Here is a 25,345-nt window from a genome sequence, read left to right as displayed (position 1 = left end):
ATTATATTTATTTACACAATAATGATAATCTACCAAAAAAGTAAATTACTTTTACCAGGTGGTAATAATGAAATGGCAAGGAATTAATGAATTTGTATCGGTCGCAGAAACTCATAGTTTCTCGCAGGCAGCAAAGCATCTTGGGATATCGACTGCTCAGGTAAGTCGTCAAATTACCGCACTGGAAAAGCGCCTAAAGGTGAAACTGTTTTATCGCACCACCCGTCATGTTTCTCTCACCGCCGAAGCCGAACCGTTTTATCGACATTGTCGACAAATCTTAGACGAGTTAGATATGGCCGAACAAACCATTACAAATCTCCAAAGTCGACCGCAAGGCAAGATCAAACTGACTGCGCCTCCCAATTATGGCGAGCTAAAAGTCTTACCGTTAATCAACGATTTCGTTGTGAAATATAACGACATAGAAATTACAACCGAGTTAACCAACCGCGCTGGTGACTTAGTCGAAAACGGCTTTGACTTGGCTATTCGATTGGGAGTTCATTTGCAAGATTCCAGTTTGATCGCGAAAAAGCTTAGTAAGCGTTCAACCTTTTTATGTGCTTCACCAAACTATTTAAAAAAGCACGGCTACCCTCAAACATTAGCCGATCTTAAACATCACAATTGCCTGCGAGGATCGAGAGATTATTGGCGCTTTAAAGAAAATGGAAAAGAGAAGCTCATCAAAATCAAAGGCAGTTTATGCAGCAATAGTGGTGTCGGTTTAGCGGATGCAGCGATGAAAGATATTGGTATCGTGCAATTATCTGATTCGTACATACGTCCCTTTATTGAGTCAGGACAATTAGTCACCCTTCTCAATGACTTTTGGCAGCCAGAAGAAAATGTGTGGGCTGTTTATCCGCAAAATAAGTATCTTTCACCTAAGATTCGCTTATTGATCGATTATTTAGCCGAACATTTAAACTAAGCCTCTCACCATTGGTTAAAAAGTCGATGCAGTTTCTCGCCTGAAAAAACGGGAGTGGAACCATCAAATTTCGACTGTTTACATTCAACTCTTGACCCTGTAGTAATCTACAAGGTTTATAGTATATTGAGAATAGTGAGTAGAAGGAGTTGTCGATGGCGAATTTCACGCGGGGACAGTTGGCAAAACACTTTGGTATGACTACAGAAGCAATACGTTTCTATGAGCAACAAGAATTGCTCAAGCCTCATCGTGCAGAAAATGGGTATCGTCAGTACGACCAAGATTGTGTCAATAAGCTTGAGTTTATCCTCCATGCGAAAGAGCTCGGCTTTTCTCTCAGTGATATCCATGAATTGTTGTCGATTCGAATTAGCCCTGAACAGCACACTTGCCAAGAAGTTAAAGATATTGCGCAAACAAAGTTACGGGATATCGAACAACGAATAACGCAGTTACAGCACATGCATGAAGCGTTAAAAGTTGTCAATGAGCGTTGTTGCGGTGGCTCGCACTCTGCTGAGCATTGCACCATTCTTACTGCTTTAACCGACACGCAACAGAAGGAGGGCTAAGATGGAATTAGTCACCACATTTTTTAGTTCATTGCTTAGCCTCTGGCTCGACGCGGCATTTTGGATCATTTTTGGCTTAATCGTTTCTGGCATTTTGAAAGCCACACTTAGCAGTGACAAACTGGGTCGTCACTTTAGAGGATCTGGGCCTTTACCTGCGATTAAAGCCGCGTTAATGGGGATTCCACTACCTTTATGTTCATGCGGTGTTATTCCAGCTGCGGTAGGTTTACGACGTGCCGGAGCCTCTAAGAGTGCGACAACCGCTTTCTTAATATCCACGCCAGAAACTGGTGTCGATTCTATTGCGATTTCATACGCACTATTAGGCCCATTTATGGCGGTTATTCGACCTATAGCGGCCACCACCTCGGCCATTACTGCCGCGATGCTTGTCCTCGTTTCGGATAAAGAAGAGACTGAAAAGAAAAGCACTTCCGAGAAAGCAGCGAGTTGCTGCGGCAGCAAGCAAGAAAAGGACACGGTGGTAGAAACTCCAAAAACGACTGCATCAAGCAACTGTTGTTCAAGTAACAAAGAAAAAGCCACTTTAGAAGCGACTCCTCAAACAGCCCCGAGTAAAACAAGCAGTTGTTGCTCAAGTAACAAAGAAAAAGCCATTGTAGAAGCGGTACCTCAAGCGTCGCCGACTAAAACAAGTAGTTGCTGTTCAAGTAAAAATGAAGCAACAGCGGTAAATCTAGTAACTGCAACTAAACCAGCAGCATCACTAAACCTTGCCAGCTCACCAAGTTCAATGGGTGAAATAAAATCGGTCAAAACAGAAGAGACCTTAGATGAAGCCGTCGAAAAAGAATCGTGGATTCAAAAATTATGGCAAGGTCAACGTTTTGCGTTTACCAATTTGATTACATCACTATCTATGTGGTTAATCATCGGTCTTGTTATGTCGGCACTCGTGGTTACCTTTATTCCACCTGAAACATTAGCGGACATCAGTCGAGGCCCAATGGCTATGTTCCTTATGGCCATCATCGGGGTACCAATGTACATCTGTGCGTCAGCTTCAACGCCGCTGGCTGCTGGGTTTATGCTGGCTGGAGTCTCTCCGGGTGCTGTATTGGTGTTCTTATTAGCAGGTCCCGCATCGAATATGGCAACATTAGGTATCGTACAAAAAGAACTCGGAACGCGTTCTCTGATTAGCTATTTGGTCGGTGTCGTTGGTATCGCGATTCTATTTGGTTACCTAACCAATTTCCTCGTTGATCATTATGGCATCAACATCGACACTCAGTTAGCAAATGGAGGCGAGTTTGTTCCTTCTCCTTTAGCTTGGATTTCTGGTATCGTGTTAGCCGCATTGATTGCCTGGGATCTATTCAAAAAGTATCGTGCTCGTCCGTCAAAACCGTCTCCTGCACCAACATCAAGTTGTTGCAAAAGCAAAAGTGCCTAACCATCACTAGGGTATTGAAACTGAGATATAGAAAAGGGAAGTCATCACTTCCCTTTTTTAATGAGATTATTGGGTATGTTCAGTTGGTTGTCGGTTTTTTGTCCGCGTTTTTTGTTCGAAATAATAAAAAGCTCAACTTAATAAACCTAAGTATGTTAGTTAATCGAGAAGAGACTGCAATATTAAACGAGTTTTCATCGAGATACTGAACGACCTCTTTACGACCAAACATCTGAGCCCAATCTCGAACATTCATATTTGAATGGTTTTTGGCGTCTGTCTTCGCACCCCACTCTAATAACAGTTGGAGTATCTCAACATTTCCCTTAAACGCGGATGCCATTAGGACGGTGTTACCCATAAAATCCATCGAGTCTACATTGGCACCAAGCCGTAAAAGCGCTTCGCAATAGTCTTTCTCACCATTGTAAACCGCCAGCATTAGTGCTGAATAACCTCGAGCATTTCTCGCATCGAGATCGATATTAGGATCTTGCTCAACAATTGAAACCAATCCTCTCAAATCCCCATCCCGGGCATAATCGATAAGATCAGCTTCACTACGAAATGTCGTTTTATAGTCGCTCCAAGTTCTCATAACCTTGCTACTCCGTAAATTAAGTGAAAAAAATGCGGACACACAATAAGTGTCCGCACTTCCTATACAACTAAACTACAGCGCGACATCGGCTAAGTTAACACCAAGCGCTTTTGCAACGCCTTCGGCGTAAGCTGGGGATGCTTTATGACAATTAGAAATGTGGCGATGTTGTACTTCAATCGATGCACCACCGACACTTCGAGCCGTATTCTCAAATAGCACCTGTTGTTGTTCAGGTGTCATTAGATTAAACAGATCACGTGGTTGAGAGTAGTAATCACTGTCATCTTCACGGTAATCATAGTTATACGCATCGCCTTCAAGTTTCAATGCTGGTTCTTTTGCACTAGGTTGTTCCTGCCACAGACCCAAGCTATTTGGCTCGTAAGCTTTCGTGCTTCCGTAGTTCCCGTCAACACGCATCGCACCGTCGCGATGGTATGAATTTACAGGGCAACGAGGTTGGTTTACTGGGATGTGTGAGTGATTCACGCCCAGTCGATATCGTTGAGCATCGCCATAAGAGAATAAACGCCCTTGCAACATTCTATCTGGAGAGAATCCAATCCCAGGAACAATATTGGCAGGATTAAACGCAGCTTGTTCAACTTCAGCAAAGTAATTATCCGGGTTACGATTTAGCTCCATGACACCGACATCGATCAACGGGAAATCGGCATGTGGCCATATTTTACTCAGGTCAAATGGGTTGTACGACACTTCTCTTGCTTGCTGTTCGGTCATGATTTGAACTTTTACATTCCAGCGTGGGAAATCCCCTGCTTCGATCGACTCATACAGATCTTGTTGATGACTTTCACGATTTTTACCCACTAAAACTTCGGCTTCTTGATCGGTTAAGTTTTCAATACCTTGCTGAGTTTCTAGGTGGAATTTAACCCACGAACGCTCATTATCCGAGTTGATGAAACTGAATGTGTGACTTCCAAATCCGTGCATGTGACGGTAAGTACGTGGAATACCACGGTCACTCATTACAATTGTGATTTGGTGAAGCGCTTCGGGTAAAAGTGTCCAAAAATCCCAGTTTGTATTGGCACAACGTAAGTTAGTACGAGGATCGCGTTTCACTGCGTGGTTTAGATCTGGGAATTTAAGTGGATCTCGAAGGAAGAATACTGGCGTGTTATTACCCACTAAATCCCAGTTACCTTCTTCAGTGTAGAACTTAATCGCAAAACCACGGATATCACGTTCGGCATCAGCGGCACCACGCTCACCGGCTACTGTAGAGAAACGGACAAATAGATCGGTTTTCTTACCCACTTCAGAGAAAATATTCGCTTTAGTGAATTCAGAAATATCGTGAGTTACGGTGAAAGTACCATATGCACCCGAGCCTTTCGCATGCATACGACGCTCTGGGATCACTTCTCTATCAAAGTGTGCGAGTTTTTCAAGAAACCAAGCATCCTGCAGAAGCATTGGACCACGAGGGCCCGCGGTTTGTACGTTTTGGTTATCAGCGACAGGGCAACCATTTGCTGTGGTTAATTTATGTTTTGTCATAATGTTATCCAACAATTGAGGTAAAAGGCACTAATCATGCTACGTGATTGCTTTCTAATACAAAATTACTCTCTAACAATTAATTCAATCGGTAAATCCTATTAATCTCCTCGTTCATTCATATTAGAAAGAATAATTTTATCCGTTGAGAGTTGATCTTTCTTTAATGGTTTTTGAATCAGATACCCTTGCGTTAGCATTGGAGGGAATTGTCGCAGATACTTAAGTTGTTCTTTAGTTTCAATCCCTTCGGCAACAATTTCAATTTCTAAAGTGTTAGCAAGAGCGATCATACTTTCAAAAATTTTAGCCCCTTTATCATTGACCATGGCGTCAGATAAGAAGGATTTATCAATCTTTAGTTTGTCTATATCCAAGTCCCGCAATCGACCTAATGATGAATACCCAGTGCCAAAGTCATCGATCATTACATAGACACCCTTGAGCCTTAACTGATGAATTCTAATGGCCACTTTTTCAAAATCTTTAAGAATTGTACTTTCCGTAATTTCAAGATGAATAATTCTACCTTTCATCTTTTGGATGGTATTCATCATTGTTCTTAAAAAGTGATTCGATAGAAATTGCCGTATGGTGACGTTGACAGAAACAAACTGGTTAGGAGATTGAAAACTCTCACTTTCATCGGCAACGGCTTGCAATAACCATTGGAAAAATGCATCTGAAAGGCCCATATTTTCGGCAAGACTAATAATAAGTTCTGGATCGACATACTCTCCATCCAACTCCCATCGTATCAATGCCTCATATCCTACGACCTGGCTGTTATGAGTATTAACAATGGGTTGAAAAACTAAGTGGAATTCGTTGTTGAACAGCGCGTGCTTTAGGTTTGTAGATAAGCGCATGTGCTTTTTATGTCGTTCACCAACATCATCATTATAGTAAAATACAGGGGTGCTTTTGTTGGATTTCGCCTCATACATCGCCATGTCGGCGGCCACCAACAGTTCACTAATTGATTCACCATGATCTGGCGAAAGTGCAACGCCAATACTAAAGCCTACATTGACTGATTTTTCATATATATCAAAAGGTTCTTTTATACAAACTTGAATACGGTTAATAATTCTTTCGAGAGCATTTTCAGCATCGGCTCTTTCAACAATGACTAAAAATTCATCTCCTCCCAAACGTGCAGCCACCTCTTCACTTCGCACGATTGACGAAAGACGTTGACCCACTTGCTCCAAAAGTCGATCCCCATGGTCATGACCAAAAGAGTCATTCACAATCTTAAAATCATTCAAATCGAGAAAAATAACACCCACTGAGTAATTGTAACGTTTAGCTCGATGTAACATTTGAGTAAGTAAGAATTGAACAAAATCCCGATTTGGTAAGCCGGTTAAAGAATCGTGATTTGCATTGTATTCATTGCTCTTATTGAGATTGTTAATATCGATAATTCGTCGAATAGAATAGATACTCGCAACAACTGCTATCCATAAGAAACTAAAAATTATCTCGTCCAATTCCCAGTCTTCATGTGCACGAGTAAAGTCGTACAACGTTTCTACAAACTCGACCTCAAATGCTAACGAAAGAGCAATCAAAATCAATACAATGGTAATGGCATAAACTAATTCGACCATCGCGCGGCGTTTTCGCCAACGATGCAGGTTAAATCGAAAGTTGTAAAACCAATTAGTCATTAAATACCGCAGCCTTTGTAAACGAGATTTTTACACCAGTACTTAATATAGTTCAGTTTCGAATAACTCGTACCAAGATAACGAAATAAATACGACCAAGAGTTAATCTAGCAAATCTCCAGAATCACTAAGCCAACGACTCTGCTTTTCGTCACAACAGACTTCGCATGTGTACAAAAGTTACAAAACATTCAAAACTTACAATATTTTTCCACGCTCATTCTGTAATTCTAAGAATTGTTACACTGAAAACCATGAAACCTATGAGCTTTCACAGAAGCCATTTGGAAGACTGTCGTTTACAGCGAATCACAATAAAGGTGAGGGAAAAATCATGCTATACCTCGAGTTTCTGTTTCTATTAGTCATGCTCTATATGGGCTCGCGTTATGGTGGCATTGGGTTAGGTGTCGTCTCAGGTATTGGCTTAGTCGTGGAAGTATTTATCTTCCGAATGCCACCAACTTCCCCTCCTGTTACAGTGATGCTGATCATTCTCGCAGTAGTCACTTGTGCTTCAATTCTTGAAGCGGCAGGTGGACTGAAGTTCATGCTTCAAGTCGCTGAACGAATACTCCGAAAAAACCCAAAAAACGTTACGCTCATTGCACCGTTTGTCACCTACACCATGACGTTTATGTTGGGTACTGGTCACGCGGTGTATTCGATTATGCCGATTATTGGAGATGTCGCACTGAAGAATGGGATTCGACCTGAACGTCCGATGGCAGCCGCTTCTGTGGCATCGCAAATCGCCATTTCTGCCTCTCCTATATCTGCTGCAGTGGTATATTACCTTGCTCAACTCTCTAATATTCAAATGGATATTACACTGGTATCGATATTAATGGTCACGATTCCTTCTACATTGATAGGAACCTTATTGATGGCGCTTTATAGCGTTCGAAGAGGCAAAGAACTCGACGATGACCCAGAATATCAGCGTCGTTTAAAAGATCCGGTTTGGCGTGAGAAAATTCTAAAAACGACCGCGACAACACTGGATGAAACATTACCAGCCTCAGCGAGAAACTCAGTGCTTATTTTCATTACAGCGCTATTAGTCATCGTCGCAATTGCAATGATACCGGAAATTAGAACCGTGGTAGATGGCGGAAAGCCAATCAAGATGTCAGTAATCATTCAGATGATGATGCTCTGTTTTGGCGGAATTATCTTGTTAGCGACTAAAACCGACCCTCGCAAAGTACCAGAAGGCGTTGTGTTTAAATCGGGCATGGTCGCCGCCATCGCCATCTTTGGGATTGCTTGGATGTCTGATACCTACTTTAAGTTTGCACTTCCACAATTCAAAGAAGGCATCATTGGCATGGTAACCGACTACCCATGGTCATTTGCGTTGGCACTCTTTATTGTGTCGGTTGTGGTTAACTCTCAAGCCGCAACTGCTCGTATGATGTTGCCTGTTGGTATCGGCTTAGGGTTAGAGCCTGCATTACTGATTGGGATCATGCCTGCAATCTACGGCTACTTCTTTATTCCGAACTACCCTTCTGATATCGCAACCGTTAACTTCGACTCTTCAGGCACAACAAAAATCGGCAAATGGTACTTTAATCACTCGTTTATGTCGGTTGGTATTATTGGCGTCGTTTCCGCCTGTATTGTCGGTTATTTACTTGGACAACTATTCCTCGCGTAATCTTTGTTCCATTTCTCGATTTAGGGCTCATTTTGAGCCCTTTTTTTATGAAAATTCCTGATTCAAAGCAAACTGCGGCCCAAATAAATCCAGATATACTGTGTGAGCTCGTTACCATCAATTGAGTGACGCTACCGATTGAGATCGCACATGAAATTAAAAAGTTATCTGGCAATCACGACCATTTCAACCTCCACTTTTATGGGGCTCATCGTCACCCTTGCGATTCTAGTGTTACTTCAAAGCTCTCATCAAGACGGTTTTAAAGCTCGAGGACTCGAATTGGCACGAGTTCTCGCTCACAATCCGATTGTCATTAACGCAGTTAACGCTAAAAACCACAATCAGCCATATGCGCTACAAGACTACATAGAAAACATCCGAAAGAGCACCGATGCCTCTTACATCGTTGTGGTTGATAAAAACGCCATGAGATTGAGCCACCCCGTCATTGAGCGGTTGGGTAAACACTTTATTGGTGACGACATTTATCCCGCGTTAGAAAACGGAGACGAATACAGTAGCCTAGCATCGGGGTCACTAGGGGAAGCAATACGGAACTTTTCTCCCATTCGATTAAATGGCGAAGTGATCGGTGCCATTTGTATCGGCTATTTATCCCAAAAAACGTCGAGCCTACTGTGGCAGAAATTCAGTGATGTTGGCTTGCTGATTGGAGCAGTGTTTTTACTGGGACTAGCCACGATCATCGCCTTCGTTTACAAAATTAAGCGCACATTTTTAGACTACGAACCCGAATTTATCGTCAACAAGTTTCGTGAGCATGAGATGATCTTCGACAGTATTCGCGATGCGATGATAGCCGTCGATAGTGATATGAACATCACCACCATCAATGACAGCGCAATACAACGACTATCGATGGGAGTATCCGACCGCTATCATTACGTTAATCACCCTTTGTCTCGTTATTCTGCTGCGTTAAGCCACTTAGTATTATCAAAACAGCACCAGTTTCACCAAGGAGATTTCTCAATTGGTAAATTTTCTTATCAAGCCAATATCTATCCAATTGATACACCAAAAGGCCATCTGGGACACGCTATTGTTTTTTTCCCAAACCTCAAGCAAAACGAGCTAGAGAGAGAAATAAACTCACTTAAAAGTTATACCGAGATTCTGCGCAGTAAAACCCATGAATACTCGAATAAACTAAATGTTATTTCAGGGTTACTTCAAACTCACAAATACGATGCCGCCATCGACTATATCCAAATGGAAACCGACCGCTATCAACATGTCCTTGGAAGTATCGTCCTTTCAATTACCGATAGTACAGTGGCGAGCTTACTGCTAGCGAAGTTTAATAAAGCATCGGAAATCGGAGTTCGATACACCATTGATGGCGATTCGACACTCTCAAACTATGAAAAAGACACATCCGAAAAGCTCGTCACCATCATCGGCAATCTGGTCGATAATGCAATCTTAGCAGCGTGGCAAAATCGAGAAACATCAAGCCCAGAGGTCAATATTTACCTGAGCGACCGAAGTAGCCAGCTAATTATTGAAGTTCAAGACAGTGGTTGTGGAATAAGTTCCACCATCGCTGAACATATTTTGGAGTTTGGCGTCAGTTCAAAAACAGAAGATGGACAATGTGGTATAGGGTTGTACTTAGTTAAACAACTTGTTGACTACTTCAAGGGAAGCATTGAGTGGGAACGAACGGAAAACCAAACTACCCTTTTCAGTATTTATCTAAATAAGAGTGATGTTGAAAACCATGAATAAATACACAGTAATGATTCTAGAAGATGATGTTCGAGCCAGCTATACCCTCGAATCGACCATCAATCAACACGCGGAATTTCGAGTGGTTGCAATCAGTGAGCGCTGTTTTGAAGCTCTAGAGCAATTTAAGCTTTATCAACCTGATTTGGTTTTTATCGACATCACCTTACCCGATGGAAATGGCATTGATGTGATGCGCACACTTCGTGAACAGAATGCGGCATGCGACTTTATTATGACAACAGCAGAACGAGACACCGCTGTCATCGAACAGGCCGTTCACCTAGGAGTAAATGACTACCTAGTCAAACCCATACGAATGTCTCGTGTGCATCATGCATTAGATAATTTTTACCAATACAAACAACGCTTGACCACATCTGAAGCCCCTGATCAGGGCGCGATCGATCAAATTTTGGGGAAAGTTCCTGTAAGTTCTACCCGAACCACCCCAAAGGGCATCGACGCAACCACACTGGCATCAATGAGAACAATCATTAATAGTGAACAATTGGAAGAATTTTCTGCCAGTGACATTGGAGAACAAATGAATGTGAGTCGAGTTACGGCTAGGCGGTATCTAGAATTCTTAGAATCGCAAGGCGAAATTCAATTAGTCTTAAAATACAACACGGGCGGGCGTCCACAAAGGCTGTATCTGCCAACAGTACGATATTGACCTTTAAAGTGGTATGACTGCTCACACGCTACAGTCATACCAATACATTACGCTCAGTTACCACGCTTTGTAGGGTAGGAATTTACCGTTCATGGTAATCACAACACGATCACCTTTTGGGTCTTCAACTTTATCTACATCCATACTAAAATCGATTGCACTCATGATACCGTCGCCAAACTGCTCTTGAATAACTTCTTTTAAGGTATCACCATACACGCCAACGACTTCATATAGTCGGTATATCAATGGATCTTGTGGCACAGATTGATCCCAAGTCTTCGTTGGGTAAGCAGTAAGTGCTGCATTCGCTCCCTCCGGTAATTCAAGAAAAGCACAAAGCTTATCTGCAATATCCTTCGGCATACTATTCATTCCTAAGCACGCTGAAGTCACCCATACACATCCCATACCCAATTCATCAGAGATTGCTTGCCATGATAAGTTGCGCTCATGTTTAGCTATTACTATTGCCTCTACGACTTCTTCCTTTTTCATTTCATCTCCTTATGTATCAATACACTGATATCTAGTACCACCAAAAACCGAAGCAAACCACGTGCCATTTATAGGATAATAAAAGCTATAAATAACAACATGTTACATAGCAATAATGTGTCGTTTTGAATGAAAATTCAGAAGTTGGGCAATATTGCACTTTTATGGTCACAACGCGGTATAATATATTGCCAACGCGCCATGACAATGTGCTCTATTTATGGGCTAATCCTTCTCATGAAAAGTATGAGCTAGAGTCTATTAGTGAGGAGTTGGTTCCATCAAGCAACACCAATCAGGATATTCCTCAACTTCGGAAAAAACAGCGATGTTAGAAATTATGAAAGAAGAAAAAGAAGTCTTATTAATTATCGATATGCAAGTCGGATGTTTTAAAACGCCAAGGTACGACAGTGATGGGGTTATTTCTAGAATCAATCAAGTTTCGCAATATTTCCGACTAAACAATATTCCTGTCGTTTTTATCCAACACAATGGCGTTAAAGAAGACTATTTGTTGCCTGGAACAAACGACTTTGACATCGTTAAAGAACTCGTTATTGATTCCAAAGATTATATTATTGAGAAGAAAGCCAACGGTGCATTTTACAAAACAAAGTTAAAAGAGCTACTCGATGAACTCGATGTCAGTATGCTTTATATTACTGGACTAGCGACTGATTTTTGCGTCAATGCAACGATTCATTCCGCACTGGTAAGTGACTATAATATCGTTGTTATTTCCGACTGCCACACCACGGCAGACAAAATCGACTTTCAAGCCCGTGATATTATTCGTTATCACAATTTCATTTGGTCAAACCTCACGCCAACGCAAGGAACGATCCAATTAAAAAATCATCTCGACGTAATCTCTGCCTTAACTATTTGAGATTCGGTTAGCAACATTTCGTCATTTTCTTGCTCCATTTAGTTCACACGAATGAACCTGACATCGAAGCACATCTGTTTTAGAGGACAGTGATATTAGTAACTTAATAAGATTAGATATACCAGAGAACTAAGAACGAGATAAATCTGTTATAGGTAAGACAATTTCGACCTACAAGCTTGAATTTCCAACCTAAAATAACTATTTTATTTCAATAACGTACGTTTTTCACAATAGATATGGTGCAACTATGATTTGTCAATCTCCAGATCTAATCTCAGCGCTTAGTGAGCATGATGGTTGGGTAGTTAAAGAAAACGAAAATACAGTCGTCATTACCAACGAAGATAACATCGAGGCTTTCCTCGCCATATCAGGTGAGCAGATTCTCGTTGAGGTTCTTTTATTTGGTAAAGACCAAGTGAACAACCCTCAAGCACTTAACGATTACGTGCTAAAGACACATAAAATGTTCCCTCTTACCACCGTCGGCATCAACGAAATTGGAGGTGATGAATACTATGTTGCTTTTGGATCTCTTTCCTCTCAATCCAAACTAGAAAGTGTCGTAATTGAAGTCGCCACCTTGTTTCGTAACGTCGAAGCATTCATTGAATTATATCAAGAGTTTTTAACGGAGAGCGGGCAATGAGCGTTTGGAAAAAACTATTCTCTGCGGTAAAAGGCGGAGCAAATGAAGCAGCAGAATCGATAGCGGATAACCAAGCATTGCGTATTCTCGACCAAGAGATTCGAGAAGCAAAATCAGAGTTACGACGTTCAGATGAAGCTTTAGTTAGCATTATTGCTAAGCGTAAATTATCACAAAATAAAGTAGACGCGTTTACTCAAAGTATTACTGAATACGAAAACCACACCCGCTCAGCGATGGAAAAAGGTCAACAAGAACTGGCGTTAGAGTGTGCGCAAAAAGTGGCTAACTTAAAGAATGAACAAGAAGCCGAAAATACGTACTTAGAGCAGTTCAAGGCGTCCGCTGCCAGCATGAGTTCAAATATTGCACAAGCAAAAGATAAGCTGCGTCAATTAGAACAACAGGTTGATGTCGTCAAAGCAAACGAAGCGGTTCAGAAAGCTCAATCTGCGGTTTCCGCAACCAATGTGGGCGCGAATGCGAAAATGCACACAGCCGTAGAATCTCTAGATCGAATCAAGAAGCGTCAGGAAGAACGGTCAGCGCAACTTGAGGCCGCAGCTGAAATGGCCGACGAAGCCTCTGGCAGTTCTTTAGACAAGAAACTAGCAGAAGCGGGGATCACATCGAGTTCATCATCAGCAGAAGATGAGTTAGCTCGTATTCTTGGAAAATAAACTGCCGTTTGAGAAATGAGAGCGCCTAAACAGGTGCTTTCATTGATTCTACACATGCCATAAAAATGTTCCTATCGAGCGTTTTTTACAAGAGGGAACGGATATGTCGCTATGGTTGGCTGTTCGCCAATGGACGGTTCGTCACTTAGGTCAATTAACAGGAAAAAACCTTGTTATCTTGCTCGTGAGCTATATCTCTGCAAGTTGGGGATTACTGTACCTCACTGGAGAGTCAGACCTTACTCATTCATTCAGTGTTTTCATCTATTATTTAGTCGTAACGGCTTCTACGGTTGGGTATGGCGATTTTTCTCCCACCACCGACATGGGCAAATGGGTCACATTGCTCTTTGTTATCCCTGTCGGATTAGGAATATTTGCGATAGTTGTTGGTCAAGTTGCTAGTGTGTTAGTGGAGTCTTGGCGAAAAGGAATCAAAGGTAAGCGGAGCCTTAAAATGAAAGATCACATATTGGTACTTGGGTGGAACGAGAAGCGCACATTAAACATGCTCGACATGTTATTGCATGAAGAAAAAAATAAACGCCCGATAGTATTGTGCACCAACGCAGAAATAGAAAACCCGCTACCTGGTGTCATTGAATTTGTCTCTGTCCCAAGTTATGTCGATAGCACAGAAATGGCACGTTCAGGCATCGCTCACGCCAGTGTTATCATTATCGACACCCCTGAAGACGATGTAACATTGAGCGCTGCGTTATTTGTGAGCGGACAAAATACCAATGCCCATATCTTGGCATACTTCAACAACGAAGAGCTAAGTAATCTGCTCAAAACCCATTGTCCAAATGTAGAATGTATTCCTTCAGTATCAGTAGAGATGCTCGCTAAATCTGCGATTGACCCCGGGTCTAGCTCTCTTCATCAAGAGCTACTCAGTACGACGACCGGCATGACTCAATATTCAGTGGTTTATCCTGATAATGGTTCAACTACCTTCGACATTCTGTTCCATGCTTTTAAGAAGCAACATGACGCGATCCTCATTGCTGTAGATGGTGGGAATGGCCTTCAAATCAACCCTGGTTTAAGTACTGAGGTTAACCAAGGTATGACTCTATTTTATATCTCGGATGAACGTATTGCTGATGTCAATTGGCCGAAGTAGGAAAGACAATGTTTGATTGGTTGAAAAAGAAAGAACAGAAAACTCAGCCCGAAAGCGCGCCTGAAGTGCTCGGGATGCGTTTAGGTGGCGCGATTGAGCTCGACGATTTGAAATTTCGTCTTATTGAGGACTCATTAACGATTGAAGGTGCGGCTCGAACTCAGATAATTAAAGCCGTGGGCGTTGTCGAACTCGACGGGCAAACTCGGTTACTGCGTTATTATACTGATGACGATGGCTATTTTCAGGTTTTGCAAAACGGTACAACCGACGCTGATATCGTTGAAGTGAAATTGGTTTATTTTTACGAAACCAAGCCTATCGACACCGATACTCAGTGGGAAGCTTGGCTATCCACCCATTTAGTGGCTGCCAACCAATCTCTGGATGACCAAGTATTTTACAAAGCTTGGGATAATGAACGCCCTGTCGCGATGACAGAAAAAACATGGTTTGAAGATGGAAGCATAAGCGCCACCGATCAATTTGCAATGGTATATGAAAGAGAAGTTACCCCAGAGTTGTTTGAAGGGTTGCAAGTCATCGCTGAAGAAAAAGTTGAAAATAATCAATTACAAAGGAGCATCGTACTGAGCACAAGTATCGATGTTTCCCCAACAGATTTCAGAGTCATTGGTTAATAATGATTTTAGATTAAGACTACATTTATCAAAGGAGTTAGCATGCAATTACTCATAGATTCTATTGGGAACATCGGAGCATTTTTACTCTACTTTATTGTCTCATTGGGATTTTTATTACTCTTTAAAGTCGTTTACGTTCGCATCACACCGTACGATGAATGGGCACTGATTAAAGATGGAAAAAATATCTCAGCTGCCATTGCACTTGGTGGTTCGATCTTAGGCTATTGTTTGGCCATTTCTGGTGCCGCAAGTAACTCGGTCAATATTGTTGATTTTGCCGTCTGGGGTGTTGTGGCCTTACTGGCTCAAATTATGGCGTTCTTCATCGTTCGCTTTACGTTTATGCCTAAGATCTCTGAACGAATTGAATTAGGTGAAATCCCGGCGGGTATCGTCATGGCTGCGACATCAGTGTCGGTTGGATTATTGAACGCCGCCTGCATGACTTACTAATAGGGAGATTGTGAGGATGAAAAAAACCAAACACATTTCTCTCGATAGAATGCGCAAAACATGGCGTCCTTTCGCGCAGAACACACTGTCTGTCGCAGTTGTATCTGCAATGATCGCTGGTTGTGGTGACTCTGAAGAAGCAGTGATTTACCAACATGTCGATGATTGTATTAGTGATAACCCTGATTTTGCTCAACAATGTAAAGCAGCTTACGAATACGCGTTAGAAGAAGCCAGCCGAACTGGGCCAAAATACAATACTGAAAACGAATGTATTCAAGAATTTGGCAACAACTCTTGTGTTCAAGTTAACAACTCGAGTTGGTTCATGCCAGCCATGACCGGCTTTATGTTTGCTCGTATGATGAACAATAATCGCCCATATTACTCACAGCCGATGTATTACTCACGTTATCCCGGCAGTATTTTTTATGATCGCTGGGTCACGTCTGATGGATACGATTACGGCTCGAGTAAATCTCGCCGCTCGACCATTAAAATTGGCAAAGATCAGATTAAGCCTAAACCAACCACTACCCGAACCATGTCTCGTGGTGGATTTGGTTCAACGGTATCGGCGAAATCAAGTTGGAGCAGCAGTAAGTCGAAGAGCAAAAGTTGGGGTGGTTAATTTATGCTGAGAGTTAGCGCAAAAGAGAGAAAGCACTGGAAAGCGCTAGCCAAGGAGTATGGGTTTGGTTTTCATTCTGTTTACGAAGACCCATATTGGGATGAAACGGCCTACTATCAGTTTACGCTCGAACAAATCGAGAAAGACATTGAAGATCCAACTGAAGAAATCCACCAAATGTGCTTACAAGTGGTGGATAAAGTGGTCTCCGATGACTATTGGTTACAAAAATTCCAAATTCCAGAACCCATGTGGGAAAATGTCTTAACGTCGTGGAAACAAAAAGAGTCATCATTATATTCACGACTGGATTTTGCCTATGATGGAAAAGGCGCAGCAAAGTTATATGAAAATAACGCCGATACGCCGACCTCTTTATATGAAACTGGATTTTGGCAATGGCTGTGGCTTGAAGATATGGTCGACAGTCAGCAAATTAGGCGCGATGCTGACCAATTTAATTTGCTTCAAGAACTACTCATCGAACGTTTCCATAAGCTCGCACTGCAACAACCAGGTCAAACCCTACACTTTAGTTGCTGTAAAGATACCGTCGAAGACAGGGGCACAGTGCAATACATCGAAGACTGTGCCTTGGAAGCAGGCTTATCAACCGCTTTTGTGTTTACTGAAGATATCGGCCTCAATAATAAAAATGAATTTGTTGATTTGAATGATCATGCGATTCGTTGGATGTTTAAGCTCTATCCGTGGGAGTTTATGTTCAGGGAGCAATATGCATCGAACTTGAAAGAAGCCAAAGTCAATTGGCTCGAACCAATGTGGAAATCCATCATCAGTAATAAGGCGCTACTGCCGTTACTATGGAAAATGTTTCCAAATCACCCGAATTTAATTCCCGCCTTCTTCCCTGATGACAAGCAAATTAGCACCTTAGGTGACTATGTCATTAAACCACTTTTCGCACGTGAAGGGGCCAATATTTCAATTGTGGAAAAAGGAAAGAAAACGCTGGAAACCGATGGTCCATACGGTGAAGAAGGTGTGATCTATCAGGCATATCATCCATTACCAAAATTTGGCGACAGCTATACGTTAATCGGCAGTTGGTTAGTCAACGATAGACCAGCAGGAATGTCGATCCGAGAAGACACATCAAGAGTCACACAAGATCTGTCGCGTTATATTCCGCATATTATTTTAGATTAATGCTATCTCAGAGCATTCAATGTCGTTGAGTCCGAGAAAAATAAAGTTGGTTATTGATTTTAGTCGATTACCACAATGACCAACTTCACGGCTCAAATATAGTGTTCTCGTTAAGTGCCATGCTTTTTAGGTCACTCTTGAAGTGTCTTCTTAACGTAGATAGCGTATCCCCATGCTAAACTGCAAACCGAAAAAAACACAATTACTATCCAAGCAATAACGATGTGTCTACCAAAAGCGATCATCCACACTCCGCTCATCACAAACAATAAACATGCCACGTATCCAAGTACCAACATCGAAGTCTGATGTCGTTTGGCACCACTAACAAAAAAAGCACGAAACCTCAGGCGATCTGATTGGTTCAAATTGACTAAGTCTTTTCGAAGCGCAAAGTAACTCACACACCAACTCACAAGGGCCAGCAGTACCAAATACCCACATAACCAGGCGGCGTTGTTTTTCATTTCTGGGATAAGAGAAAAAAGAAAAGGTTGTCCGACGATAAGTGCGCTGAAAAAAATTCGATTCTTCCAAAGTTGTTTCTGGAATAGGCGCTTTTCGGTTACCACATCCGGTACAATGTAAGGTCGTGACCACGGGCCACTACAATAAAACAAACGTTTCCCATCTGGAGATTCGCCGAATGCTTGTTCAGTAATATAGGTAAAGTAACTCATTACACTTTCCTTTGATGGTCAACACCGAGTCGATGTTCTACCAACTTGATTGTTCATAAACTATCACAACCATATGAAAATAAAAGCACATAAAAGAGAAGTATATCTCTATGCTTACAGAAAATCGAGCGGTTGCAATTAGAAGTCTCATCGACTGTCGAACCAGCTCAGCATTATTGACACCTTATCGAATCAGCGTACAACTATCGTTATAACAATGTACCCACTCCAAGGTAATGTATGCGCACACAAATTAGAAAAATAGGAAATAGCTTAGGCAACATCATTCCTGCGGCTCTTATTCGTCATTTAAACCTTGAAGAAGGCACAGAGATTAATGTCATAGAGCAAAACGGTAAGATTGTTATCGAACCCATTAAAACCAAGAAAAAGCGCTTTCCATTCAGCGAAGCAGAATTGACGGCCGAAATGACGTCGTACACTGTTCATGCCGACGAACTAGCCGCGATTTCTAGTAAAGAGCTCGGTGAATAAATGGTAAAACAGTATACACCTGAACGAAATGATATTGTTTGGATCGATTTTGAGCCAACCAAAGATAAAGAGATTGGTAAATATCGACCAGCTTTAGTGTTATCCGGTAAGGACTATAATAAGAAAAGCGGATTGCTAATCTGTTGTCCCATAAGTATCAGCATTCGCGGTACAGTAACAGAAGTTGAAGTCGACAATCTCGATAAACCATCTGTAGTCGCCGCCAGTTTGATTCAAACTTTGTCTTGGCGTGAACGTAGCGTTAAAAAGATTACCGAGGCCGAACCTAAAGTGATGAAAAATGTTCTAGTTCGGATTATTCCACTTATCGGCGCAGATACATTATTTGAAGATTAATATGTCGACCCACCCATACCTTGATAAACGTACGTAACCGTTATTTGATTCAATACAATTTCAAGGTATGGTTGTGTTCACAACGCTTGTTGAAACAACCATATATTGATATTTACTATCTGAATAATTTCAAATGGTTATAAAAAAACAACCGTATGTTGATATAACCATAAACAACCATATATTGATATTTTTGTGAAAAACTCTTAATTTGCTGTAAGAAACTTTCTTTCAAATCATTTAGGAAATTCTAACATGTCACGATTGTCTACCACGTACCCCCCGAAAGTTCATTAATGTGAGGGCCACCTTTCTTCCCCTTTGACTTATGTCACTCCTAGCTAAGTTCCACCGAAAAGCAATTTAACAATCGAATATTCTAATACAGCCTATAAACTTATTTCTGAATATTTGTGTGTCAGTGATATTGCTAAATTAGCGTTCAACGGATTAGTCGTAGTAATGGAAACCAATCAAGATAATAATTTGTAGTTAGTTAGGCAACTCAATATAACTCCCAAATAAGCAAACCACTCACAGCAAGAAAAACGAGGCCACCTAATCTATGTAATAAATCTATGTTCCAACGAGATAACAGCTTACGCCCTACGTAAACTCCGATTCATGATGTCGTAGTTAACGCTAGGGTCGCCCCCAACCAAACTAGCATCGGAACTTGAGATGCACTCATGGTTACAACGGTAAGTTGAGTTATACCTCCGAGTTCTGCAATAAACAGTATTCAAACATAGACGTTGCAACGTCCGGAGAGAAGCTGATAGGCTTCGAAATTATTTAGAATTCTCTATTCATTTTCGTTAACGTTGCAATGAGCTTCTCTTCATCTTCTGACTCAACATTTATAGTTAAGTCTTTGACTAAGTCTAGGTGGAGTTGATTATGTCTCAGGTGTATTTGTTGGCCCTTATCAGTTAATGCCACAACAATAGCTCTACGATCTTCAAGGTGAGGAAGACGTTCAATTAAGCCTGCGGTTACCAACTTATCAACCTGAACAGTAAGTGTACCTGTAGTAATACCTAGTTTGTCTGCCAACTCTTTCATTCTCATCTGTCCATGGACACCGAGGACTTCTATGGTATGCACTTGCGCAAGAGTATAACCCGTTTCTTTTACAACTGATTGTTCCCACGAAGACATCTTGTCGTAGAATTCAGTAAGTAGCTGATTTAAGGTTTCTAGGTTTTTCATTTTTTATGCGCTTCTATGGTGAGATGATTAATCCTATCAAATCGAGATAGTTTTTGCTTAAGTTCATCTACTGAGAAAGTATCATTTAATGATATAGTCAAGGCAGCACTGTAATGATGACCACTTATCTTCCATATATGTAAATCACTCACCTCTCCATAATGCGATAACTCAATTAAAACTTGCTCACGGTATTCTTCTTCAATACTTTCATCTAATAGGATAGGACTTGTCTGACGAAGAAGATTGTACGTCCACTTGGAAATAACCAGAGCACCAACCATACCCATAATTGCATCTAACCAACTCCAACCATAAAACTTACCGAATAACAGCGCTACAATGGCTAACACAGAAGTTAGCGTATCAGCTAATACATGCAGATATGCTGCACGAAGGTTGTGATCATGATGATGGTGATGAGAATGTTCAGAGTGATGATCACTAAGAAGGAACATGCTGGCTAAGTTGACAACTAAACCAAGAAAGGCGACTAAGATAGCTTCGTTAAACTGAATAGCATGCGGATTAAATAAACGGTTCGCAGATTCAACAAACATCAGTATGGCAACAATGCCAAGAGCAAGAGCACTTGTATAACCACCGAGCACACTTACTTTTCCAGTACCAAAAGAAAATCGGCCACTGTTTTCATGCTTTTTGGCATAACTGTAAGCAAACAAGGTGATACCAAAGGCTGCTGCATGTGTTCCCATATGCCAACCATCAGCCAACAACGCCATAGAGCCGTAAACACTACCAGCAGTGATCTCAATGAGCATGGTTATGAGTGTAAGCAATAACACATAATAAGTACGCTTTTCGCCGTGATGGTTGTGCGCAGAAAATTGATGGTGATGTTTTAGTGAAGTATCCACAGTATTTCCAATTAATTTGATGACCAAACTATTTGTACATCAATGTAATTTGAAATTCAAACTATATTAACGCGTTTATTTACTCAATCACCACGAAACATACGAAACAAGTTTTTCCAATCCAAACTAGAGGGGGATGGAAAAAGCTATTTTTCTCTAACAATAAACGGGGTACTTCCGAGTTATGAAGTGCCAACTGTAAGGGTTCTGGGCAGAACAATGTTCAGTCACTTTTACCGCAGTGCTTGTTGCTGTGATCATCCCTTTTCCTCGTCCGGAAATTTATTCTGTATCGATAGACACACAAATTATTGCATTACAATCGAGTAGTGCTGCTTTCTTTTTTAGTTCATTCATCACTTGTCCTTTTAAGTATTCAAGTTTATTTATATATGTCTGGGATAACGTTACGGGATATAAGCATCGTTGTCGCTCAAACCCTGGCTGACTATGTTTGCAGGAATTCACTGCGAACAGCATTGATAAAATGGATAACTTTTAATAGGGCTAAAGTGTATGAACAGGATGTGAATGAGTAAAAGGTCTAACACATGAAGTGGGATTTCCGAGTCCGCTATACACAGTTGGACAAAAGCTTGTTAGTCAAATCCATTGCTCGAACTTGTCACTAGGCAATTATCATCTGGTAATTTTGCCAATGTAACAAACTACTCCTTGACCCATGTGTTACAAATAGGTTGTAGAATTAATCCAACTTGAGATTAAGGAAAGTACTATGGGTTGTTGTAATAAAGCACCGAATGGGGGAAGCAATAACCTCAAGCTATTAGTAAAGGTCACACTGATTATGTTTGCGATCATTTTTTTTATAGCTTTTTTATTAGGATAATTACCTCAGATAAATTCTACATCCGATACTTCAACACGGCCTGGAGAATTAAATATGTTAACAAAGGAAATTGCGAGAGTTGTGGGCGTTACTGCTGAAACCGTTCGCTTTTATACCAGAAGGGGTCTGCTGTCTGCCGAGAAAGACCCTAACAATGGCTATAAAATATATCAACCGAGTGCGGTAGATAGGTTACGTTTTATCACCCATGCTCGGAAAATTGGCTTTAGCTTAAATCAAATCGAAGAAATCATCGAGTACTCGCAACAAGGGAAAACGCCGTGCCCAAAAGTACGTAAAATGTTGAGTCAGAAGATATCTGAAACGAGGCAAAAAATCCTAGATTATGAAAAGCACCTTGTCTTAATGGAAGAAACTTATGCTGAATGGGAAAATGAACCCGATATGGTCCCAAACGGAAAAGCCATATGCTGCCTGATAGAAGGTTGGTCTGATAAGCATCCATTGACTGAAGAGCCCGAGGAAAAATCATCATGAAAACACAAGAATTTTCTCTCACGTTATCAGGTGTCAGTTGTGGGAAGTGTGTAGCAAAAATCATTTCTGCATTAAAAGAAAGTGATCCTGATGTTTCTCTAACGATAAATGAAAGTAAAACCAAAGCCCATGTTATCACGACACTGACACCAGAAAACACCATCAGGCTGGTCGAAAATACAGGGTATTCTGCTGCGATTCTTACTCGCCATCAATACGAAACATCGGTCGCGAACGTTGCTTGTAAAGGCTGCGCTAAAAAAATAACAAACGCAATTAAAGCCTTAGAAGCCAATGCAGATGTATCAGTAGACATTGAGGCCCAAAGGCTAGTTGTCACCAGTCATTTAAGTGGTGTCGAAATCGAAAAAGCTCTGGATGACTTGGGGTATAACGGCGAAGCCATACAACCAGAAAATGTTAAAGTTACCGCAGGTAACGTTGAAGATAGCGAACGTCAAAAGGCACAAGTCGCCGCTCACCATTCAGTAAATCTAGCATTGATGGGAGTTACGTGTGCCAGTTGCGTTAACACCATCGAGACCGCTCTTAACTCTCTGCCTGGTGTTGAATCAGTTGATATTAATTTTGCCAACCGCACCGCCTCCGTTCGGTCAGAACATTCAGTTGATTCTCTAATTCAGGTGATTCAAACGTCTGGTTATGATGCCAGTGAAATCGTCGATGAAGAAGTGGCAGGTGATGCTAAAACAGAACGAGAGGCCAAAGAATACCTGACAAAAATACAGCACTGCATTATCGGACTCGGGCTTGGCGTTCCATTAATGGGATATGGCCTGATCGGCGGCCCAATGAATGTCAACACACCATCACAACAAATCATTTGGTTTGGCGTTGGACTGCTCACCTTTTGGATATTACTAAAAGCAGGTAAACACTTTTTCACTGGTGCATGGAAAGCATCTCAGAACCGAAATGCCAACATGGATACCCTTATCGCACTGGGTACAGGTACCGCTTGGCTGTATTCAATGATAGTGGTTATCGGACCTGAGTGGTTACCCGAAAGCGCAAGGCATCTCTACTTTGAAGCAAGCGCAATGATCATCGGCCTAATCAACTTGGGCCAAGCGCTAGAACTTAAAGCCAGAGGAAGAACATCACAGGCCATCGCACGTTTACTTGCTTTACGAGTAAAAACGGCCATCGTCATTCGAGAAGGACAAGAAGTTTCACTTCCAATTGAACAGGTCATCGTTGGTGACAAGATTCGAGTCAGAGCAGGTGAAAAGATTCCTGTCGATGGTGTTCTGATCGAAGGCCAAACGACAATCGATGAATCGATGTTAACCGGTGAACCAATCCCAGTAGAAAAAAAACTGGGCAGTAAAGTATCGGCAGGCACCATTAACAACCAAGGTAGCTTCGTCTTTGAAGCTCAGAACGTTGGCAGCGATACCGTTCTAGCTCACATTATCAACATGGTCTCGAATGCTCAGAACTCAAAGCCACCAATTAGTCAATTAGCGGATAAAGTGTCGGCCATCTTTGTACCGACCGTGATGATTTTATCTATTCTTACCGCCTTAGGTTGGTACAACTTTGGACCGCAACCCATACTTATTCATATGGTTGTTGCCGCAACTTCCGTCTTAATCATCGCGTGTCCCTGCGCTCTCGGTTTGGCCACACCAATATCAATAATGATCGGTGTCGGAAAGGCGGCTGAAATGGGTGGACTAATTCGAAACGGTGAAGCACTTCAAAGAGCAAGTGAATTGGATGTCGTTGTATTAGATAAAACTGGCACCATCACACAAGGTAAACCTGAAGTTACTCATTTTTCTACCTTTTCAGAAGATGATGTATTACCTCTGGTTGAAGCATTGGAAAAAGGGGCTAACCACCCCCTTGCTAACGCGCTAACCAGTTATGCCCAAACTCATAAGTCACCTTCTCATACTGAGCATAAGATATCCGAATTTCAATCTGTAACCGGCATGGGTGTAAAAGCCTCATACAAGGGTAAAAAGTTGTTATTAGGAAATAAAAAGCTGATGCGTCAATACGGCCTAGACATACAAAATACGGCTAAAGATGCGATGCTATGGGAGCAAAATGCCAATACAGTGGTGTACTTTGCAATAGATAACACCATAAAAGCTTTGTTCGGTATCAGCGACCCAATTCGAGAGGATGCACAACGTGCGATTCAGCGCTTCCATGAACAAGGGATTCGTGTCGTAATGCTCACCGGTGACAATGAAAACACAGCAAAATCCGTCGCCAGTCTTGCGAACATCGACGAGTTCTACGCAGGATTGATGCCCGAAGACAAACTCCGTTGGATCAAAGAACTACAGAATAAAGGAAAGGTCGTCGGGATGGTCGGTGATGGCATTAATGACGCTCCTGCACTTGCTCAATCCGATGTCGGCTTTGCCATCGGCAGTGGCACAGATGTGGCGATTGAAAGCGCTGATATCACCTTAATGAGAAGCTCTTTGCATGGAGTGTCTGATGTGATCGATATTAGCAGCGCAACCATGAAAAACATCAAACAAAACTTGTTGGGAGCATTTTTATATAACAGCTTAGGGATCCCTATTGCGGCTGGGTTACTCTTCCCATTTACCGGCTGGCTTCTCAGCCCGATAATAGCCGGAGCAGCCATGTCTTTATCGTCGGTTACGGTCGTCACTAACGCGAATCGCCTGCGTTTATATGTGCCAAAGCAAGCCAAAGTTGGAGGTTAACATGTTGGTAAATATCATAGGGATCGTTACTATTTTACTTATCATTTGGTGGTTTTGGGGTAAATAGACC

Annotated in this window: 26 protein-coding genes; 18 read left to right on the top strand and 8 right to left on the bottom strand. The window is 41.7% G+C overall.

Going from position 1 to position 25,345, the window contains the following annotated elements; all coding sequences use genetic code 11:
* Positions 1 to 67 precede the first annotated feature (67 nt).
* The 3 genes from ACWU4D_RS09150 (at position 68) to ACWU4D_RS09140 (ending at position 2,932) form a co-directional block, all read left to right on the top strand.
* On the top strand, positions 68 to 937 hold the full coding sequence (locus ACWU4D_RS09150) for a LysR family transcriptional regulator (RefSeq protein ID WP_456051114.1): 870 nt from the start codon (positions 68 to 70) through the stop codon (positions 935 to 937).
* Positions 938 to 1,092: 155 nt separating this feature from the next.
* Complete coding sequence (gene zntR / locus ACWU4D_RS09145; RefSeq protein ID WP_456051113.1) at positions 1,093 to 1,512, top strand: Zn(2+)-responsive transcriptional regulator; 420 nt, start codon at positions 1,093 to 1,095, stop codon at positions 1,510 to 1,512.
* Between the two features lies 1 nt (position 1,513).
* Positions 1,514 to 2,932 (top strand): SO_0444 family Cu/Zn efflux transporter, encoded by a 1,419-nt coding sequence (locus tag ACWU4D_RS09140; protein ID WP_456051112.1) that lies wholly within the window; start codon positions 1,514 to 1,516, stop codon positions 2,930 to 2,932.
* A gap of 79 nt (positions 2,933 to 3,011) precedes the next feature.
* Here the strand turns inward: ACWU4D_RS09140 and ACWU4D_RS09135 are convergent, their stop codons facing one another.
* The 3 genes from ACWU4D_RS09135 to ACWU4D_RS09125 form a co-directional block, all read right to left on the bottom strand.
* Positions 3,012 to 3,530, bottom strand: a complete 519-nt coding sequence (locus tag ACWU4D_RS09135; RefSeq protein WP_456051111.1) for an ankyrin repeat domain-containing protein — start codon at positions 3,528 to 3,530, stop codon at positions 3,012 to 3,014.
* A gap of 75 nt (positions 3,531 to 3,605) precedes the next feature.
* Positions 3,606 to 5,063 (bottom strand): catalase, encoded by a 1,458-nt coding sequence (locus ACWU4D_RS09130; protein ID WP_456051110.1) that lies wholly within the window; start codon positions 5,061 to 5,063, stop codon positions 3,606 to 3,608.
* A 101-nt stretch (positions 5,064 to 5,164) separates the two neighbouring features.
* Positions 5,165 to 6,739: a putative bifunctional diguanylate cyclase/phosphodiesterase gene (locus ACWU4D_RS09125; protein ID WP_456051109.1), complete on the bottom strand. Its 1,575-nt coding sequence runs from the start codon at positions 6,737 to 6,739 to the stop codon at positions 5,165 to 5,167.
* A 334-nt stretch (positions 6,740 to 7,073) separates the two neighbouring features.
* On the opposite strand from ACWU4D_RS09125, the gene ACWU4D_RS09120 reads away from it, so the two are divergent.
* The 3 genes from ACWU4D_RS09120 (at position 7,074) to ACWU4D_RS09110 (ending at position 10,836) form a co-directional block, all read left to right on the top strand.
* Positions 7,074 to 8,402, top strand: a complete 1,329-nt coding sequence (locus ACWU4D_RS09120; protein WP_456051108.1) for an anaerobic C4-dicarboxylate transporter — start codon at positions 7,074 to 7,076, stop codon at positions 8,400 to 8,402.
* A 150-nt stretch (positions 8,403 to 8,552) separates the two neighbouring features.
* The gene (locus ACWU4D_RS09115; protein ID WP_456051107.1) at positions 8,553 to 10,157 is read left to right on the top strand and encodes an ATP-binding protein; all 1,605 of its coding nucleotides are present in this window, start codon (positions 8,553 to 8,555) and stop codon (positions 10,155 to 10,157) included.
* Positions 10,150 to 10,836, top strand: a complete 687-nt coding sequence (locus ACWU4D_RS09110; protein WP_456051106.1) for a response regulator — start codon at positions 10,150 to 10,152, stop codon at positions 10,834 to 10,836. The genes ACWU4D_RS09115 and ACWU4D_RS09110 overlap by 8 nt, the downstream gene beginning before the upstream one ends.
* A 57-nt stretch (positions 10,837 to 10,893) precedes the next feature.
* On the opposite strand, the gene cynS is transcribed toward ACWU4D_RS09110, so the two are convergent.
* A complete protein-coding gene (cynS, locus tag ACWU4D_RS09105) occupies positions 10,894 to 11,334 on the bottom strand; it encodes a cyanase (RefSeq protein ID WP_456051105.1) in 441 nt (146 codons plus the stop codon).
* 328 nt (positions 11,335 to 11,662) lie between these two features.
* Here cynS and ACWU4D_RS09100 point away from each other — a divergent pair, with 328 nt between their 5' ends.
* The 8 genes from ACWU4D_RS09100 (at position 11,663) to ACWU4D_RS09065 (ending at position 17,588) form a co-directional block, all read left to right on the top strand.
* The gene (locus ACWU4D_RS09100; protein WP_456051104.1) at positions 11,663 to 12,226 is read left to right on the top strand and encodes an isochorismatase family protein; all 564 of its coding nucleotides are present in this window, start codon (positions 11,663 to 11,665) and stop codon (positions 12,224 to 12,226) included.
* Between the two features lie 250 nt (positions 12,227 to 12,476).
* Positions 12,477 to 12,878: a DUF2170 family protein gene (locus tag ACWU4D_RS09095; protein ID WP_456051103.1), complete on the top strand. Its 402-nt coding sequence runs from the start codon at positions 12,477 to 12,479 to the stop codon at positions 12,876 to 12,878.
* Positions 12,875 to 13,558 carry a PspA/IM30 family protein gene (locus ACWU4D_RS09090; RefSeq protein WP_456051102.1) on the top strand — a complete coding sequence of 228 codons (684 nt, stop codon included), beginning with the start codon at positions 12,875 to 12,877 and terminating at the stop codon, positions 13,556 to 13,558. The genes ACWU4D_RS09095 and ACWU4D_RS09090 overlap by 4 nt, the downstream gene beginning before the upstream one ends.
* Positions 13,559 to 13,661: 103 nt before the next feature.
* Complete coding sequence (locus ACWU4D_RS09085; RefSeq protein WP_456051101.1) at positions 13,662 to 14,687, top strand: potassium channel family protein; 1,026 nt, start codon at positions 13,662 to 13,664, stop codon at positions 14,685 to 14,687.
* Between the two features lie 8 nt (positions 14,688 to 14,695).
* Complete coding sequence (locus tag ACWU4D_RS09080; RefSeq protein WP_456051100.1) at positions 14,696 to 15,328, top strand: YjfK family protein; 633 nt, start codon at positions 14,696 to 14,698, stop codon at positions 15,326 to 15,328.
* Between the two features lie 42 nt (positions 15,329 to 15,370).
* The gene (locus ACWU4D_RS09075; RefSeq protein ID WP_456051099.1) at positions 15,371 to 15,787 is read left to right on the top strand and encodes a DUF350 domain-containing protein; all 417 of its coding nucleotides are present in this window, start codon (positions 15,371 to 15,373) and stop codon (positions 15,785 to 15,787) included.
* 16 nt (positions 15,788 to 15,803) lie between these two features.
* Positions 15,804 to 16,418 carry a DUF1190 family protein gene (locus tag ACWU4D_RS09070; RefSeq protein ID WP_456051098.1) on the top strand — a complete coding sequence of 205 codons (615 nt, stop codon included), beginning with the start codon at positions 15,804 to 15,806 and terminating at the stop codon, positions 16,416 to 16,418.
* Positions 16,419 to 16,421: 3 nt separating this feature from the next.
* The gene (locus ACWU4D_RS09065) at positions 16,422 to 17,588 is read left to right on the top strand and encodes a glutathionylspermidine synthase family protein (RefSeq protein WP_456051097.1); all 1,167 of its coding nucleotides are present in this window, start codon (positions 16,422 to 16,424) and stop codon (positions 17,586 to 17,588) included.
* A gap of 131 nt (positions 17,589 to 17,719) precedes the next feature.
* On the opposite strand, the gene ACWU4D_RS09060 is transcribed toward ACWU4D_RS09065, so the two are convergent.
* Positions 17,720 to 18,268, bottom strand: coding sequence for a hypothetical protein (locus ACWU4D_RS09060; RefSeq protein WP_456051096.1), 549 nt, complete (start codon positions 18,266 to 18,268; stop codon positions 17,720 to 17,722).
* A gap of 240 nt (positions 18,269 to 18,508) precedes the next feature.
* Here ACWU4D_RS09060 and ACWU4D_RS09055 point away from each other — a divergent pair, with 240 nt between their 5' ends.
* Both ACWU4D_RS09055 and ACWU4D_RS09050 read left to right on the top strand, forming a co-directional pair.
* Positions 18,509 to 18,763, top strand: a complete 255-nt coding sequence (locus tag ACWU4D_RS09055; RefSeq protein WP_456051095.1) for an AbrB/MazE/SpoVT family DNA-binding domain-containing protein — start codon at positions 18,509 to 18,511, stop codon at positions 18,761 to 18,763.
* On the top strand, positions 18,764 to 19,120 hold the full coding sequence (locus tag ACWU4D_RS09050; protein WP_456051094.1) for a type II toxin-antitoxin system PemK/MazF family toxin: 357 nt from the start codon (positions 18,764 to 18,766) through the stop codon (positions 19,118 to 19,120).
* Positions 19,121 to 19,742: 622 nt separating this feature from the next.
* On the opposite strand, the gene ACWU4D_RS09045 is transcribed toward ACWU4D_RS09050, so the two are convergent.
* The 3 genes from ACWU4D_RS09045 to dmeF form a co-directional block, all read right to left on the bottom strand.
* Positions 19,743 to 19,853 carry a TMEM165/GDT1 family protein gene (locus ACWU4D_RS09045; RefSeq protein ID WP_456051532.1) on the bottom strand — a complete coding sequence of 37 codons (111 nt, stop codon included), beginning with the start codon at positions 19,851 to 19,853 and terminating at the stop codon, positions 19,743 to 19,745.
* Positions 19,854 to 19,915: 62 nt separating this feature from the next.
* Entirely contained in the window at positions 19,916 to 20,332 is a 417-nt protein-coding gene (locus ACWU4D_RS09040) for a MarR family winged helix-turn-helix transcriptional regulator (RefSeq protein WP_456051093.1), read from the bottom strand.
* On the bottom strand, positions 20,329 to 21,210 hold the full coding sequence (gene dmeF / locus ACWU4D_RS09035; RefSeq protein ID WP_456051092.1) for a CDF family Co(II)/Ni(II) efflux transporter DmeF: 882 nt from the start codon (positions 21,208 to 21,210) through the stop codon (positions 20,329 to 20,331). Before dmeF ends, ACWU4D_RS09040 begins: the two co-directional genes overlap by 4 nt.
* Before the next feature lie 904 nt (positions 21,211 to 22,114).
* Between dmeF and ACWU4D_RS09030 the strand changes: the two genes are divergently transcribed.
* Together ACWU4D_RS09030 and ACWU4D_RS09025 are read left to right on the top strand one after the other, a co-directional pair.
* On the top strand, positions 22,115 to 22,558 hold the full coding sequence (locus ACWU4D_RS09030) for a MerR family transcriptional regulator (RefSeq protein WP_456051091.1): 444 nt from the start codon (positions 22,115 to 22,117) through the stop codon (positions 22,556 to 22,558).
* Positions 22,555 to 25,275 (top strand): heavy metal translocating P-type ATPase, encoded by a 2,721-nt coding sequence (locus ACWU4D_RS09025; protein WP_456051090.1) that lies wholly within the window; start codon positions 22,555 to 22,557, stop codon positions 25,273 to 25,275. Before ACWU4D_RS09030 ends, ACWU4D_RS09025 begins: the two co-directional genes overlap by 4 nt.
* The last annotated feature ends 70 nt before the right edge of the window (positions 25,276 to 25,345 follow it).

It is taken from the genome of Vibrio phycocola (genome assembly GCF_053850235.1).
The sequence above is the reverse complement of the archived record's forward strand: the minus strand, read 5'-3'. Positions and strand labels throughout refer to the sequence as shown.